At 69.8% G+C, this 15,553-nt stretch carries 14 protein-coding genes; 4 read left to right on the forward strand and 10 right to left on the reverse strand.

What is annotated here, in order from left to right:
* From J7I44_RS03395 to J7I44_RS03410, 4 genes are all read right to left on the reverse strand, one after another.
* The coding region (locus J7I44_RS03395) for a leucine zipper domain-containing protein (RefSeq protein ID WP_209615776.1) at positions 1–468 on the reverse strand (468 nt) is incomplete at its 3' end.
* A gap of 243 nt (positions 469–711) precedes the next feature.
* Positions 712–1,509, reverse strand: a complete 798-nt coding sequence (locus tag J7I44_RS03400) for a helix-turn-helix domain-containing protein (RefSeq protein ID WP_209615779.1) — start codon at positions 1,507–1,509, stop codon at positions 712–714.
* A gap of 240 nt (positions 1,510–1,749) precedes the next feature.
* A complete protein-coding gene (locus J7I44_RS03405; protein WP_209615782.1) occupies positions 1,750–2,586 on the reverse strand; it encodes an alpha/beta fold hydrolase in 837 nt (278 codons plus the stop codon).
* A 50-nt stretch (positions 2,587–2,636) separates the two neighbouring features.
* Positions 2,637–3,005, reverse strand: a complete 369-nt coding sequence (locus J7I44_RS03410) for a nuclear transport factor 2 family protein (protein WP_209615785.1) — start codon at positions 3,003–3,005, stop codon at positions 2,637–2,639.
* 149 nt (positions 3,006–3,154) lie between these two features.
* On the opposite strand from J7I44_RS03410, the gene J7I44_RS03415 reads away from it, so the two are divergent.
* Positions 3,155–3,463 carry a hypothetical protein gene (locus tag J7I44_RS03415; protein ID WP_209615787.1) on the forward strand — a complete coding sequence of 103 codons (309 nt, stop codon included), beginning with the start codon at positions 3,155–3,157 and terminating at the stop codon, positions 3,461–3,463.
* On the opposite strand, the gene J7I44_RS03420 is transcribed toward J7I44_RS03415, so the two are convergent.
* The gene (locus tag J7I44_RS03420; RefSeq protein WP_245187904.1) at positions 3,460–4,896 is read right to left on the reverse strand and encodes a DHA2 family efflux MFS transporter permease subunit; all 1,437 of its coding nucleotides are present in this window, start codon (positions 4,894–4,896) and stop codon (positions 3,460–3,462) included. The genes J7I44_RS03415 and J7I44_RS03420 overlap by 4 nt on opposite strands.
* A 134-nt stretch (positions 4,897–5,030) precedes the next feature.
* On the opposite strand from J7I44_RS03420, the gene tsaB reads away from it, so the two are divergent.
* Entirely contained in the window at positions 5,031–5,726 is a 696-nt protein-coding gene (tsaB, locus tag J7I44_RS03425; RefSeq protein ID WP_209615793.1) for a tRNA (adenosine(37)-N6)-threonylcarbamoyltransferase complex dimerization subunit type 1 TsaB, read from the forward strand.
* A gap of 227 nt (positions 5,727–5,953) precedes the next feature.
* Here the strand turns inward: tsaB and J7I44_RS03430 are convergent, their stop codons facing one another.
* Positions 5,954–6,973 carry a YeiH family protein gene (locus J7I44_RS03430; RefSeq protein WP_209615796.1) on the reverse strand — a complete coding sequence of 340 codons (1,020 nt, stop codon included), beginning with the start codon at positions 6,971–6,973 and terminating at the stop codon, positions 5,954–5,956.
* 92 nt (positions 6,974–7,065) lie between these two features.
* Here J7I44_RS03430 and J7I44_RS03435 point away from each other — a divergent pair, with 92 nt between their 5' ends.
* Together J7I44_RS03435 and J7I44_RS03440 are read left to right on the forward strand one after the other, a co-directional pair.
* Positions 7,066–7,944, forward strand: coding sequence for a LysR substrate-binding domain-containing protein (locus J7I44_RS03435; protein WP_209615798.1), 879 nt, complete (start codon positions 7,066–7,068; stop codon positions 7,942–7,944).
* Positions 7,945–8,506: 562 nt separating this feature from the next.
* Complete coding sequence (locus tag J7I44_RS03440; RefSeq protein WP_209615802.1) at positions 8,507–9,181, forward strand: UdgX family uracil-DNA binding protein; 675 nt, start codon at positions 8,507–8,509, stop codon at positions 9,179–9,181.
* Here the strand turns inward: J7I44_RS03440 and J7I44_RS03445 are convergent.
* The 4 genes from J7I44_RS03445 to lexA all read right to left on the reverse strand — a co-directional run bounded on the left by J7I44_RS03445 (position 9,178) and on the right by lexA (position 15,440).
* Positions 9,178–12,417, reverse strand: coding sequence for an error-prone DNA polymerase (locus tag J7I44_RS03445; protein ID WP_425599738.1), 3,240 nt, complete (start codon positions 12,415–12,417; stop codon positions 9,178–9,180). The genes J7I44_RS03440 and J7I44_RS03445 overlap by 4 nt on opposite strands.
* A gap of 31 nt (positions 12,418–12,448) precedes the next feature.
* Positions 12,449–13,852: a Y-family DNA polymerase gene (locus J7I44_RS03450; protein ID WP_209615808.1), complete on the reverse strand. Its 1,404-nt coding sequence runs from the start codon at positions 13,850–13,852 to the stop codon at positions 12,449–12,451.
* Positions 13,853–13,861: 9 nt separating this feature from the next.
* Positions 13,862–14,533 (reverse strand): translesion DNA synthesis-associated protein ImuA, encoded by a 672-nt coding sequence (gene imuA / locus J7I44_RS03455; RefSeq protein ID WP_209615811.1) that lies wholly within the window; start codon positions 14,531–14,533, stop codon positions 13,862–13,864.
* A gap of 301 nt (positions 14,534–14,834) precedes the next feature.
* On the reverse strand, positions 14,835–15,440 hold the full coding sequence (lexA, locus tag J7I44_RS03460) for a transcriptional repressor LexA (protein ID WP_209615814.1): 606 nt from the start codon (positions 15,438–15,440) through the stop codon (positions 14,835–14,837).
* Between the last annotated feature and the right edge of the window lie 113 nt (positions 15,441–15,553).

Consider the following 15,553-nt stretch of genomic DNA (forward strand, 5'->3'; position numbering starts at 1 on the left):
ATCGCCGGTGACGCGATGACCGGGACGCCAGAAACGCCCGAGCTTCTTGATGTCCAGATGCAACAGGCCCCCGGGGTTCGGGTACTCATACCGGTTTACCGGGCGCGCCGGCTCCAGTTCCGCCAGGCGATGGAAGCCGGCGCGCTTGACCAGGCGGCCGACCGTGCTCGCCGCCATGGTCAGGTGCTGGGCGATCTGCCGATAGGTCCAGCGCTCACGGCGGTGCTCGATGACCTGGCTCGCAATGGCTGCGTCCGTAGCATGGGGGCAGCGATGCGGCCGGGAGGATCGATCGAGCAGCCCGGTGGCGCCCTCATCGCGGAAGCGCCGCAGCCACTTGTACGCCGTGCGCACGCTCACCCCCGCTGCATGGGCCGCTTCCTCCACCCGCAAGCCGTGTTTAAGCACCCGCTCCACGAGCAGGGCTCGACCTCGGGGCGTAAGACGGGCATGTTTATGCAGGTTCATCCGGGGCTCCTGGCGTGCTGGTTGGGTCGCACCTCCAGAATCCCGGGATCGCCCCGGGTGAACAACCTACTGAGAGATCACAGCTAGTTGATGCTGCGAAGCCGGGCCCGGCCGGCGGACGTCGGCAGCGACGAGGATGTCCGCTTTGGGTCGATAGCGGACGCCGGACAGTCAGACGGGATTCGATAGTTGCGCCTCGAACGGGCGGATGCTCAGACGCGCATCGTGCCTGACGAACGTGCCTCAGCCCGCCATCGCGCGCAGCCGTTCGGCCGTGGTGGCGTCGGCCGGCACGAATGCTTCCAGCGCCAGCTCGGCCAGGGTGATGTCGACCGGCGTGCCGAACACGGTGGTGGTGCTGAGCATGGAGAGCACATGGCCGTCGACTTCCAGTTGCATGGGCACGGCGATGGTCGAGGCGATGTCGGTGCCCGGCGTCCCACCGGGCATGGGCAGCGCGTGCAACTCGCGCAGCAGGGCGATGAGTTGTGGGTCGTGGCTGGCGTCGATCTGCTGGTGCAGGCGGTGCAGCAGGTGCGCGCGCCACTGGCCCAGGTTGCGGATGCGTGGCGCGAGACCGGCCGGGTGCAGGCTCAGGCGAAGTACGTTGACTGGCGGTTCGAGCAGCTCCGGTGCAACGCCGCCGAGCAGGCGCAACGTGGCCTGGTTGCTGGCGACAAGTTGCCAGTAGCGATCCACCGCGAGCGCGGGGTAGGGCTCAAGGCCCTTGAGCAGCAGGTCGATGGTGGCGCGGGCGCTGGCGAGGGCGGGATCGTCCAGCGTGCGCTCGCGGAAGGCCGGGGCGAAGCCGGCGGCGACGAGCAGTGCGTTTCGTTCGCGCAGCGGCACGTCCAGGTATTGGGCCAGGTGCAGGATCATGTCGCGGCTCGGGTTGGCGCGGCCGGATTCGACGAAGCTCAGGTGGCGCGCGGATATCTCCGCACCGGTGGCCAGATCGAGCTGCGAGAGGCGGCGATGGCGACGCCATTCGCGCAACAGGTCACCGATGGGGCGCTGGGTGTCGAGGGCTTGGGCGTTCATGGCATCCATGATGCTGTAGGAGCGCACCCTGTGCGCGAGCGCCGCGCCGGGTTGCGCGGGATGGTGAGGTTGCCGGTCCCGCCCAAGGGCGCTCCTGCGGGGGCGGGCGTTTCGCGGCTTGCGAATGAAGACCTTGGGCGAGGGCGTTGGCGTTGCCCCGGGGGGGCGCCCTTGGGCGCGACCGCCATGCGAGGCTGCGCGGGGACGGTGAGCTTGCCGCTTCGCGCACCAGGGTGCGTCCTACAAGGGGCAGGCCGGCTGCAGTTCGGTCTCGCGCAGGAACACGCCGATGTCCTCCACCAGTCGCTCGAAGTGCGTGTGATACAGCCCGTGCGGCGCGCCGGCGTACTCGACGTAACGGCTGTGCGGCACCAGCGTGGCGATCGCGCGGCCTTGCTCCACCGGCTCGCTGACGTCGCGGTCGCCGTGGATGACCAGCAGCGGCACGTCGATGGCGGCCAGCTCCGCGCGTTGGTCGTCGCGTTTGGCGCGGAAGCATTCGACCAGGGCCTGCAACGAGGCATCGCGGATGATGTCGATGGTGTGCTGCACGAACTCAGGCGAGGTATGGGTCTCGGCGGGCAGGAAGAAGCCGTCGGCGTTGTCGGCGAGCCAGCGTGGGAGGTCGTCGCGGATGGCAGCGAGCACGGCCTCGGTGGTGGACTCGTCCATGCTCCACGACGTACGGCTGCCCTCGGCGTAACTGGGCGCGACCGGGGCCAGGAAGACCGCACGCGCCACCCGGGCGCTGCCGTGGCGGGCGAGATAGCGGGTCGCTTCGCCGCTGGCCATCGAATGGGTGACCAGCGTGGCCTCGTGCAGGTCCAGGTACTCGAGCAGTTCGGCCACGTCGTCGGCCAGGCGATCGAGCTGGTAGCCGCGGCCGGGATCGTCCGAGCGACCGTGGCCGCGACGGTCCAGCGCGATGCAGCGGTAGCCGAGCGCGTTGAAGTGCAGCATGTGCCGGTCCCACGCGCGCGAGTCCAGTGCCCAGGAGGCGAGGAAGACGATCGGCTGGCCGTGGCCCCAGTCGCGGTAGAACAACGTGGTCCGGTCGGTGGTGGCGAAGTGGCTCATGAGTGTGGACTCCGAATGCGGGGCGGGAAGGAGTGCCTGGCGGCGCGGGCTCAGGCGGCCATCGGGACCTTGTCGAGGAAGCCATGCACGCGGCGGATGCGTCCCTCGTCCAACTCAGCGACGTCAAACCCGATCACCAGCGGTTCGTCCGCACCTGGCGCGGCCAGGTGCCAGTGGAAGCGGGCCACGTCGTGGTGCGCGTCGACGTCGCCGGCCAGCGTGAAGACGTGGCCGGGGAACATGCCCTGCACCGCATCGATGGTCGTGTCGATGGCTTCCCAGCCGCGCGCCTGCGCCAGCGGGTCGGTGTAGACGGCGTGCTCGGCATAGACGTCCTCGATCAGCACGCGGCGGCGCAGTGGGTCGGTCTCGTTCCAGGCGCGGATGTAGTTGGCGATGAGTTCGCGGGTGGCGTTCATGGCGGTGCTCCGTGGTGGGTGTGGGCACAGCTTGCGGCCGCTGCCGAGGCGAGGCGATTACCTGGCAGGTAATGGAACGCGTCGGGCTTCTCGCCGCCGCGACGTCGTGCGCCGGATGCTGGCCGCCCCTGCAGAGGGAGCCCAAGGCCATGAGCAGACAGCGCAACCCCGACGAACCCGAACGACGCATCACGCGCCCCGGCACGGGCGCCGACCACCCGCCCGACGAACCGGCACGCGCCGGCGAGCACGGCGGCGACCTGCGTCGCGACCGCCTGGACACCATCGAGTGGGCCGACGACCGCACGCGGGCGCTCGACCGCCCAGCCGGCATGGCGGAAGCGCCGATCGAGGACCTGATGGACGGCGGCGAGACGGACGCGGCCTACCGCGCGGAGGCGCGGCAGGCGACGCCCACGATCGACCCCGAAAGCGGGAGCAGCGACGACGGCGCCTAGTGCGCCGGCGTGGCTTCCGCTGCCACCATCGACGGGCGCGGACGCAGCAGCAACCCGCCGAGCAGCGCGGCCAGTACCGCGAAGCCGGTCCCGGCCAGGAACGCGGCGCGATAGCCTGCGTTGAGCGCGGCCGCCTGCGCGAGCCCGGCGTCCAGCGCCGTCCCGGTGCGCGCCGCCGCCAGGCTGGCGAGCACCGCCAGGCCGAGCGCGCCGCCCATCATGAAGGCGGTGTTGACGATGCCCGAGGCGAGCCCGGCATCGCGCGGCGCGACGTCGTTCATCGCCGCCAGCAGCACCGGATTGAACGCGATGCCGGCACCCAGGCCGAGCAGCACCATGCCCGGCAGCACGTCGACGAGGAAATGTCCGTCCGCCGGTGCGCGCGCAAACAACGCCAGGCCGATCGCTGCCACCAGCAGGCCGCCGGCCAGCGGACGGCGGATGCCGAACCGCATCACGATGCGCGCGGACAAGCCCAGCGAGCAGGCCGCCATCACCAGATTGCCGGGCAGGAAGGCCAGGCCCACTTCCATAGGCCCGTAGCCGAGCACCAGCTGCAGGTACAGCGCGGACAGGAAGAACCACGCAAACATCGCGCCGGCCCACAGCACGCCGACCACGTTGGCGATCGCCAGATTGCGCAGGCGGAACAGCTTCAGCGGCACCAGCGGCGCGCGCACGCGCGTCTCGATGAAAACGAACAGCACGAACAGCGCCACCGCCTCGGCGAGCATGCCCAGAGTGCGCGCCGACAGCCAGCCGGCCTGGTTGCCGTCGACGATCGCGTAGACCGCCAGGATCAGCGCCGCGGTGACGGCCAGCGCGCCGCCGACGTCCAGCTGGCGCACGTCGCTGCTGCCGTGCACGGCCGGCAGCAGCCTGAGCGAGGCGACGAACACCGCCAGCCCGATCGGCAGGTTGACCAGGAACACCCAGTGCCAGCTCAGCGTGCTCACCAGCCGGCCGCCCAGCAGCACGCCCACGCTGCCGCCGCCGGCGCAGACGAAGCCGTACACGCCCATCGCCTTGGCCCGCTCGGACGGTTCGGCGAACAGGTCCATGATCAGCGACAGCGCCACCGCGGTGACTACCGCGCCGCCCAGCCCCTGGATGCCGCGCGCGATCACCAGCCACTCGCGCGAAGCGGCCATGCCGCACGCCAGCGACGCGGCGGTGAACGCCACCAGCCCCAGCAGGAACAGCTTGCGATGCCCGAACAGGTCGCCCAGCCGCCCGCCCAGCAGCAGGAAGCCGCCATAGGTCAGCACGTAGGCGTTCACCACCCAGGCCAGCGTCGCCTCGGAGAAGCCCAGGTCGGCACGGATCGAGGGCAGCGCCACGTTCACGATGGTGGTGTCGAGCACGATCATCAGCACGCCCAGGCACAGCACGGTAAGGGCGAGCCAGCGGCCGTCGCGGGTCGGGGTTGGCATGTTCAAGCGGGCGCTCCTTTGGGGGCGGGCAGCATGGCAGGGATGGATGGGGCGATCAGCTGTCATGACGACGATCCAAGCCGGCCGGGATCGACATTCCGCCGCGCCGGTGGGGGCGTGCGAGAATTCCCCGCATGAACCTGCTCGCCATCGAAACCAGCACCGAAGCCTGCTCCGTCGCACTCGTGCACGGGCAGGAAGTGATCGCCCGCAGCGAACTGGCCCCGCGCCGACACGCCGAGCTGGCGCTGCCGATGGCCGACGCGTTGCTCGCCGAGGCCGGACTGGGGCGGCACGCGCTGGACGCGATCGCGGTCGGCCGTGGCCCGGGTGCGTTCACCGGCGTGCGGCTGGGCGTAGCGCTTGCCCAGGGCATGGCGCTGGCGCTGGACCGGCCGGTGGTGCCGGTGTCCTCGCTGGCCGCGCTGGCGCTGGAGGCTCCCGAAGACGACGCAGCGATACTGGCCGTGATCGACGCGCGCATGGGCGAGATCTATGCAGCCTGTTATCGACGCGACGGCAACGGCGGACTGGTGGCGCTGGATGAGGAGCGCGTCTGCGCACCCGATGCGCTGGTGGTGCCGCAAGCCGAGGTGTGGAACGTCGTCGGCAGCGGCTGGACGACGTACGCGCAGGTGCTGCGCGGGCATCTGACCGGCGAGCTGCAACAGGCCGAAGGCGACCGCTATCCGCAGGCCCGCCGCGTGGCGGAACTGGCCGTGCGCGAATACGAGGCCGGCCGAGCCGTTGCGCCGGAACATGCCTTGCCGGTGTACCTGCGCGACAAGGTCGCGCTGACGCTGGCAGAGCAGGGGCGCGCCACGCCCTAGCTTCCGGGACCCTTCGACTTCGGCCCTGCGTGCCTACGCTCAGGGCGAACGGTTACGGAGACCATGCGCTTTCGATCCGGCGTGGCCTCGAGCTCGGGGACGGTCACCGAAACGCGGGCTCCAGTCCGATACGGCATGCGGCAGCTGCGCCGAACGAACGGAAAATGCCTCCGTTCGCCCTGAGCGTAGCGCAGCGAAGTCGAAGGGCCGCGATCCCCGTGGCTGCCTCAAAGCTGCCCGATCGCCAACTGCACCAGCAGGCTGCTCACCGCCACCGCCACCCACACGCCGAACCCCAGCAGGATCGGCCGCGGTCCGCTGGAGATCATCCGGCGCAGGTTCGCCGACAGCCCGATCGCGGTCAGCGCCGTGATGATCAGGAACTCCGCCAGCTGGTGGATCAACGGCTGCACCGCCGCCGGCACTAGCCCCGCCGTGCGCACCGCCGAGGCGACCAGGAACCACAGGATGAACCAGGGAAAGATGCGCTTGAGGCTGAAGTCGGCGGTGCCTTTCTTTTTCTCGCGCATCGCCACCATGACTGCCAGGGTGATGCACACCGGGATGATCAGCGTGGCGCGGGTGAGCTTGACGATGGTGGCGTAGTCGCCCGCCGCGTGGCTGTAGCTGTAGCCGGCCGCGACCACCGAGGAGGTGTCGTTGATCGCCGTGCCCGCCCAAAGGCCGAAGCCGAGGTCGGACAGGTGCATCAGGTGCCCCAGCAGCGGGAACAGCAGCACTGCCACCACATTGAACAGGAAGATGGTGGAGATCGCGAACGCGGTGTCGTGCTCGTCCGGCTTGATGATCGGCGTCACCGCCGCGATCGCCGAGCCACCGCAGATCGCCGTGCCCACGCCGATCAGCACCTTGAGCTGGTCGTGCACGCCGAGCAGCTGGCCCAACCCCCATGCCGCGACGAAGGCCGCGCTCATGGTGATCAGCGTCACCGACAGCGACTCCAGGCCCGTCTTCGCCACCTGGTCGAGGCTGAGCCCGAAGCCCAGCGCGATGATCGACCACTGCAGCACCTGCTTGCCGGCGAACTGGATGCCGGGCGTGAAACGGGCGCCGGGCGACACGGTGTTGCGCACCAGGATGCCAAGCACGATGCCGATTACCGGTCCGCCGACCAGCGGCGCGAGCCGGCCCAGCCACAACGCCACCAGCGCGATGACGAGCGCGAGGCCCAGACCGGGCAGGCGGGCGGACAGGGTGGGTGCGGGCGTGGTGGAGACGGCGGTCATGTGAGGCTCGGATGGCGAAGCGCGGCCATTGTCCTTGCGCGCTGCCATCAACAAAACTTTGCATGTTTGATGATCGGTATAAGCTTCGCTGAATGCTCAACATCACACCCCGCCAGCTCGACGTGTTCGTGCAGACCGCACTGCACGGCAGCCTGCGCGCCGCCGCCGAGCGCGTTCACCTGACCCAGCCGGCCGCCAGCATGGCGCTGGCGGAGCTCGAGCGGCAGCTCGGCGCACCGCTGTTCGACCGCGAACGGGGGCGGCTGTACCTCAACGCGCGCGGGCGTGAACTGCTGCCGCGCGCGCAGGAACTGCTCGAGCGCCACGCGGAGCTGGCCCGCTTCGGGCAGGGCGATGCGCAGGCGCTGGCCGGCGAGCTGCGCATCGGCGCCAGCAACACGGTCGGCAACTACCTGGTCGGCGAACTGCTGGGCGGTTTCGTGCGCGCGCAGCCGCAGGTGGCGATCCGCCTTCGCGTGGCCAATACCGACACCATCGCCTCGCAGCTGCTCGACCACGCGCTGGACGTCGGCTGTGTGGAGGGCCCGGTCGCGCATCCGCAACTGGAACTCAAGCCCTGGCGCGAAGACCGGTTGCGCGTGTGCGCGGCGCCGGAGCATCCGCTGGCGCGCAAACGCGCGCTCAAGCCGGCAGACTTCGCCGGCGCCCGCTGGGTGCTGCGCGAACCGGGTTCGGCCACGCGCGCCACCACCGAGCGTGTGCTGGCACAACTGCCGCCGGGCGACACCGTGCTCGAGCTGGACCAGATCGAGGCCATCAAGCAGGCCGTCGCCGCCGGCCTCGGCATCGCCTGCTTGCCCGACGTGGCGCTGGTCGATGCGCTGGCAACCGGACGGCTGGTCGCACTGAAGACACCGTTCCTCGACCTCCGGCGCACGCTGTCGCTCTTGCTGCACCGCCAGAAATACCGCGGCGCATTGCTGGAAGCCTTCCTGCAAACCGTCCGCTGACCAGTGAATCCCTCCCCCGCAGTCGCGAGGGAAGGATTCGGTTGTGCGGGTCGCCGTAGCTGGAACGGGACTCCCGCGGCGCGCTCTGGAAGCCTTCCCGCCAACCGTCCGCTGACCAGTGAATCCTTCCCCCGCGCGCGGGGGAAGGTGCCCGAAGGGCGGATGGGGGAAGCCTTGCGAAAGCTCCCCGTCGACCCGGCCCAAGAGCGCCACCATCCGCCTGTCGGCACCTTCCCCGCAGTCGCGAGGGGAGGATTCGGTTGTGCGGGTCGGCGTGGCTGGAACGGAAATCCCGCGTCGCGTTCTGGAAGCCATCCCGCCAACCGTCCGCTGACCAGTGAATCCTTCCCCCGCGCGCGGGGGAAGGTGCCCGAAGGGCGGATGGGGGAAGCCTTGCGAAAGACCTCCCCTCCGATCCGGCCCAAGAGCGCCCCCATCCGCCTGTCGGCGCCTTCCCCGCAGTCGCGAGGGAAGGATTCGGTTGTGCGGGTCGAGGTCGCCTTTTGCAGGTACGGCCTCTTTGCCGATGGATTCACCTGATCGACGCTAGCGTCCGGTGGCCATGCCATCGCGTCCCGTCAGCAACCCTTTCGGCGTCCCGCTTGCCAAACCGGTGGACGAGGTGCCGGCGGGCGCGCTCGCCACGTTGCGGCGCAAGGCGCGCGATTGCCAGGCGTGTCCGCTGTGGCGCTATGGCACGCAGACGGTGTTCGGGCAGGGGCCGGCCTCGGCGCGGGTGATGTTGATCGGCGAGCAGCCGGGCCTGCACGAGGACCGCGAAGGCGTACCGTTCGTCGGCCCCGCCGGGCAGTTGCTCGACCGCGCGCTGGGCGAGGCGGGGCTGGACCGCGAGAAGCTGTACCTGACCAACACTGTCAAGCACTTCAAGTACGAAACCCGCGGCACGGCCAAGCTGCACAAGCGCGCCAACGCCGCCGAGCAGGCCGCCTGCCGGATGTGGCTGGCGGCCGAACTGCTGCGGGTGAAGCCGAAGCTGGTAGTGGGTCTGGGCGCGATGGCCGCGCAGACGATGTTCGGCAACGCCTTCCGCATCACCCGCGAGCGTGGCGTGTGGCGGCCGTTGGGCGAGGGTGCGCGGGGCTTGGCGACGTGGCATCCGTCGGCGGTGTTGCGTATGCCTGAGGAAGAGAAGCGGCACGCGGCATTTGCCGAGCTGGCGGCAGATCTGCGGGCGGTGGCCGGGGCGCTTGAAGCGCTGGATCGGGCAGGCCGCTAATGGAAGTCCCGCGACCGCACGTCCAGCTCGCCCAGCATGGGCGTCAGATCCTCCAGCGAACGCGCGATCAGGTGCCGCACGCCGTGCTCGCTCTCCACGTGACCCTCGATCGCCAATAGCCGCGACGCGAGCAGCACACGTCGCTGGCGCAGCACCACGCGTCGCCAGATCACCACGTTGGTCAGCCCGAATTCGTCCTCGATCGTCAGGAACACCACGCCGCTGGAGGTCTGCGGCTGCTGGCGCAAGGTGACGATGCCGGCCACGCGCACCGGACGTCCGTTGGGCACGCCGGCCAGTTCGTTCGAGGCGAGGTAGTGCCGTGCGCGCAGCCGCGGACGGAGAAGCCGCAGCGGATGTGGGCCCAGCGTGGTGCCGGTGAGCGCGTAGTCGGCGCGCAGGTCCTCGCCGCGCGTAGGCAGCGGCAGCGCGATGGCCTCGGTTTCGGGCGTGGAGCCGGGAAACAGCGGCAGCTGCGGTTCCACCCCGGCGATCGCCCAGCGCGCGCGATGACGATGGCCGGCCAGCGCGCGCAAGGCTCCCGAATCGGCGAGCAGGGCCTGGTCACGGCGATCGAGTTGCGCGCGAATGCTCAGGTCCGCCACGTCGACGAACGGCCATTGTTTGCGAGCGGCCATGATGTCTTTCGCGGTCGCTTCAGAGAATCCCCGGATCAGCCGCAGGCCCATGCGGATCGCCGGCTGCAGACGTGCATCGCGTTCGGGTTCCAGCGTGCAGTCCCAGTCGCTGTGGCGCACGTCGACCGGTAGCGTGCGGATGCCGTGGCGGCGGGCGTCCTGCAGCAACTGGTCCGGCGAGTAGAAGCCCATCGGCGCGGAGTTGATCAACGCGCAGGCGAACGCCGCCGGCTCGTGGCATTTGAGCCAGCTGCTGACGTAGGCGAGCAGGGCGAAGCTGGCGGCGTGCGATTCGGGAAAGCCGTAGCTGCCGAAGCCCTTGATCTGTTCGAACAGGTGCTCGCCGAACTCGCGGCTGTAGCCGTTCTTCAGCATGCCGGCAAGCAGTTTCTCGCGATGCGGTTCCAGTCCGCCATGGCGCTTCCAGGCTGCCATCGAACGGCGCAGCGCGTCAGCCTGGCTGCCGTTGAAGTCGGCCGCGACCATGGCGATCTGCATCACCTGTTCCTGGAACAACGGAACGCCGAGCGTGCGCTCGAGGACTCTCTTCAATTTCTCGGATGGGTAGTTGACCGGCTCTTCGCCATTCCGCCGGCGCAGGTAGGGATGCACCATGTCGCCCTGGATTGGGCCAGGACGCACGATCGCCACCTCGATCACCAGATCGTAGAACGCCTTCGGCTTCAGGCGCGGCAGCATGGCCATCTGCGCGCGCGATTCGATCTGGAACACACCAATGGTGTCGGCGCGGCTGATCATGTCGTAGGTGGGTTTGTCGTCCTTGTGGTCCTTGTTGATACCGGCGATGGTGTACTCGCCGCGACCGCTGTCACGCAGCAGGTCGAAGGTCTTGCGTATTGCCGTGAGCATGCCCAGCGCCAGGCAATCCACTTTCAGCATGCCCAGCGTGTCCAGGTCGTCCTTGTTCCACTGGATCACCGTACGGCCGTCCATCGCGGTGTTCTCGACCGGCACCAGCGTGGTGAGCGGGTGCTCGGAAATGACGAAGCCGCCGGGGTGCTGGGAGAGGTGGCGCGGGAAGCCGATCAGCTGCACGGTGAGTGCGAGGACCTGGCGTATCAGCGGCGTGTCCGGATCGAAGCCGCGCTCGCGCAGGCGGTCCGATGGTGGGACTTCGCCGCTCCAGCGGTCCAGCGTCGAGGAAAGCTCACCGACAAGCTCCGGCGTCATGCCCAGCGCACGCGCCACGTCGCGGATGGCGCCGCGACCGCGGTACTCGGTGGCCACCGCGGTGAGTGCGGCCCGGTCGCGGCCGTAGCGCTTGAACACGTACTGCAGGACTTCCTCGCGGCGCTCGTGCTCGAAGTCGACGTCGATGTCCGGCGGCTCGTCCCGGTCGGCCGAGATGAAGCGCTCGAAGAGCAGGTTGCTCGTTTCCGGATCGGCTTCGGTAATGCCGAGCACAAAGCAGACGAGCGAATTGGCCGCCGAGCCGCGGCCCTGGCACAGAATGTTTTCCGATCGCGCGAAACGCACGATGTCGTGCACGGTGAGGAAGTAGGACTCGTACGCCTTGGTCCGGATCAGCGCCAGTTCGTCCTCGATCTGCTTGCGCCACGCGTCCCTTTCGCCGCCTGGCCAGCGCCAGCGCACACCTTCCTCGACCAGTTGGCGCAGCCAGGTGGTCGGGGTGTGGCCTTGCGGCACCAGCTCGTGCGGGTAGGTGTAATCAAGTTCCTCCAGCTTGAACGTGCAGCGCTGCGCGATCTCGACGCTCTCCGCGAGAAGTTCGGGCGGATAGATGGCCGAAAGCGCACGGCGTGTGCGCAAGTGGCGCTCGCCGTTGGGGAACAGGCGATGGCCGGCCTGCGCCACGGTGGTGTGGTGGCGGATGGCGGTCATGACGTCCTGCAGCGGGCGGCGGGCGCGCACGTGCATGTGCGCGTCGCCGCTGGCGACCAGCGGCAGGCTGAGGCGTTCGCCGACGGCACGCAGGGATGCCAGGCGCGCGGCGTCGTCGGGACCGCGGTGCAACTCGACCGCGAGCCAGCAGCGGCCCGGGAAGCGTTCCTTCAACCAGCTGCCTTCGGACTCGTCCGGTTGCGCGCCCGGCAACCACAGGGCGAGCAGGCCGCCGGTTTCTCCCAGATCCTCGCGCAGGAATTCATAGCTACCCTTGGGCGCACGACGGCGTGCGGTGGTGATGAGCTGGCACAGCCGCGCGTAACCTTGGCCGCTCTCCACCAGCAGTACGCATTTGTCGCCGTCGGCGAACTGGAACTCGCTGCCGACGATCAGCCTGACGCCGGTTTCGCGGGAGGCTTCCAGCGCGCGCACGATGCCGGCGAGGGTGCATTCGTCGGTGATCGCGAGCGCACTGTAGCCCTGTTGCTGTGCGCGTTCGAACAGTTCGATTGCCCGCGAAGCGCCGCGCTGGAAGCTGAAGGCGGAGAGGCAATGGAGTTCGGCGTAGTCCGGCAGGCTCATGCCGCTGCCTTTCGACTCTGGCGCGCCTTTCGCAGGAGCGCACCCTGTGCGCGACCGGTGACGCCGTGAACTTCGGTTGCGTGAGGATGGTGGTCGCGCACAGGGTGCGCTCCTGCAGGGAAGGCATGCGGGGTCGTGACGAAACGACATTGCACGGCAAACGCGGTTTGGAGTTGGAGGTTCATGCGAACCACCCGTGCAGCATGAAGCCCTCGCGCTCGCCGACCGGGCAATAGGCCCAGGCGCGCTGGCCGGCGGCGGTTTCCACCACGTAGTAGTCGCGCCGCACGTCGCCATCCCACCAGCCGCTTTCGACGCGCTCGGGGCCGGCCAGGATGCGCAGTTCGCGCTCGCGCAGCGGAATCGGCTGCGGCAGCAGCCAGCCGGGGCGGGGCTGGGGTGGGGCGGGGGCGCTCTGGCCATGGTCGCGCCAGGCGCGTTCGGGGCGGTGGTCGGCGTGGACCGACAGGCCGTGCACGGCTTCGTCGCCCAGACGCGCGCGCAGGCGCTCGCGCAGTTGCTCCCACGGCACCGCCTGTTGCGGACGCACGTCGAAAAGGTCACGGCCAGCCGGGACGAATGGCGGCAGTTCGCGCGCGATCAGTTGCAGGGCACGCACCGGCGCGGCCAGTTGCACCACATCGAGCCGTCCGCGGGCCAGTTCGAACAGCATGCCCCCGTCGCGCTCGGGAGCGAGCAGGCCGACCGGCACTTCGGTGGCGGCGCCACGCTCGTGCTCCAGCCGCAGCACGAAGCGTTGTACGCCGCCGTCGCGACCGGCGAGGTATGCGGCGAGATCGCCGGTCATGCGGCGCAGCGGGAACAGCAACTGGCCTGTCGCGCCGACCTCGTAGTTGAACTCGATGCGCGACTCGAAATGATCCGGCGGCTGGTAGCAGGTAAGCGGCGTGGCGAGTGTGCCGGTGAGGCGATCGAGCTGGTCGAGGGTGTCGGCGCCGACGCGCCGCCCCAGCGCCGCGCGCGGCAGGGCATAGACCTGGGCGAGCCGGCGCAGGCCCATGCGGCGCAGGCTGTCGGCCGCTTCCGGCGGCAGCCCGGCGCGTTCTACCGGCAGCTGGCCGAGCGCCTGCTTCAGCGGCGCGTCGTGGGTGATCGCCAGGCCGTCGTGCACGCCGGCCAACGCGCGTGCGGCCCACGGGTTGGGTGCGAGCGCGATGCGATGGCGGAAGCCGAGCGCGACCAAGTCCTCGCGCAGCAGCGCTTCCATCCGCGGCCATGGCCCGAACAGGCGGAAACTCGCCTCCACTTCGATCAGCAGCGAAGCGGGCATCTGCCGGCTGACCTGCGCACCGTAGCGGTAGGCCCAGGCGGCCAGGAAGTCGTGCCAGCGCGTGGTTTCGAGCGGATCGTGCTCGACCGTGGCAAACCGCGCGCAGATCGCCTGCGCGGTGGCCAGCGGCAGGCCCGCACGCAGGCCCTGTGCCTTCGCGGCGGCGTTGACCGCGCGCAGCACGCGCCGCTGCACGGGGCCGTCGACCAGCACCAGCGGCTCGTCCGGCGTGGCATGGCGCCGGAGAACGCCGTCGAGCGCCAACTGCGGCAACAGGATGCAGGCCCACAACATGCCGTGGCCTCAGGCGCGATCCGGGACAGCCGTGGCGGGACTGTCCGGGGGAGCTTCGGACGTGCCCGTCGGCAGCGGCCAGGGCAGCGGCTGCGCTGGCGGATTGCCACCGCGGCACTTGAGCACGCGCAGGCGTGCGGGGCGGGTTTCCATAACCAATCGCAGCGCGGCGGGCGAGGCATGCGCCGCGGCCGAGGCAGGGCGCATCGCGATGCCCAGGCACTGTCCGGTTTCCGCCGCCAGTTGCAGCCGGCGCAGCGTGCGGTCGTCGGCATGTTGCGGCCAGCACAGCACGGCGGCGCAGGCGGCCGAGCGCAGGCATTGCTCGGTTGCCCAGGGCACGTCACGCGCTTCGGCGCGCACCACCTGCAGCCGGTCCAGTCGCACGCCGGCGTTGGCCCAGGCGGCGGGGAAAGGCAGGTAGGGCGGGGCGATCAGCGCGACCCGCCCGTCGGCCTGGGTCAGGCGCGCGAGCGTGGGCCACAGCAAGGTCAGTTCGCCGATGCCATCGAGTGGCAGCAGCACTTCGCTCAAGGCGGCTTCGGGCCAGCCGCCGCTGGGCAGGGTGGCGTCCAGCCGCGGGAAGCCGGTCGGCTGGCGCGAGGGCGGACGGGCCTGCGGCTGGCCGCGCCAGAGGCGGCGGGCATCGAACAGGTGATCGAGGGCGACGACGTTGCTCATGCGCACAGCCCCATCGAGTGCGCTTCAACCCATCGCTCCGCATGTCCATGGAGGGCTGAAGCCCGTCCTGCGGCAGCTGCGCATGATGCGGCCTGGTCGCAAGGCCTCCCCCATCCGCCCTGCGGGCACCTTCCCCCGTGGGACGGGGGAAGGCTCATCCTCGCAGCCGCACGCTTCCGATCCTTCCCCCGCTTGCGGGGGAAGGTGCCCGAAGGGCGGATGGGGGTGAGCGGAGCGCGGCCTTCCCGATGGGCCGCCGCCGGGAGGCGCTGGCGCCCGCCCCAGCCTGCGTGGGCGTTCATCAGCCGGGCCTCACCAGCCCCGCGAACAAACCCTCGATGGCGAAGTCGGTGGCGCGCGGGTCCACTTCGATCGGCGCATAGGCGGGATTGCGCGGCAGCAGGCGGATGTGGCCGTCCCTGCGTTCGAACCGCTTGACCGTGAACTCGCCCTCCAGCCGCGCCACCACCGTCTGGCCGTGGCGTGCCTCGGGCGTGCGGTGCACGCCGATCAGGTCGCCGGGGAGGATGCCGTCGAGCAGCATCGATTCGCCCACCACTTCCAGCAGGTAATCCGGCTTGAGGCGGAACAGCGAGGCGTCCAACGCGACCTCCCGTCGTACCTCGGCGTCCGAACCGATCGGCCGGCCCGCCGCCACGCGACCGAGCAGCGGCACGGTGAGCGTCGGCACCGGCTCGCCTTGGCGCAGGCGGATGCCGCGTGCCTGGCCGGGCACCCATTCGATGTGTCCCTCGCGCGCCAGCGCTTCCAGGTGCAGCCGCGCCGAGCGGTTCTGCTTCAGGCCCAGCGCGGCGGCGATCTGCAGCTGCGAGGGCGGATAGCCGTGTGCCGCGACGTGTTCTCGCAGGTAGTCGAGCAGGGCCTGGCGGATGGGGGTCAGGGTCATGTTACTAATATTAGTACATCGAAGAAGGTCGCGGCAGGGGGAGGCTTTTGGCATTATTTCGTTAAGGGGAATCCGGCACTTTGCCGAAAGCCTGAAGGCCCGAGGGACTGCGA

It is taken from the genome of Frateuria flava, from assembly GCF_017837635.1.
Classification (GTDB): domain Bacteria; phylum Pseudomonadota; class Gammaproteobacteria; order Xanthomonadales; family Rhodanobacteraceae; genus Frateuria_A; species Frateuria_A flava.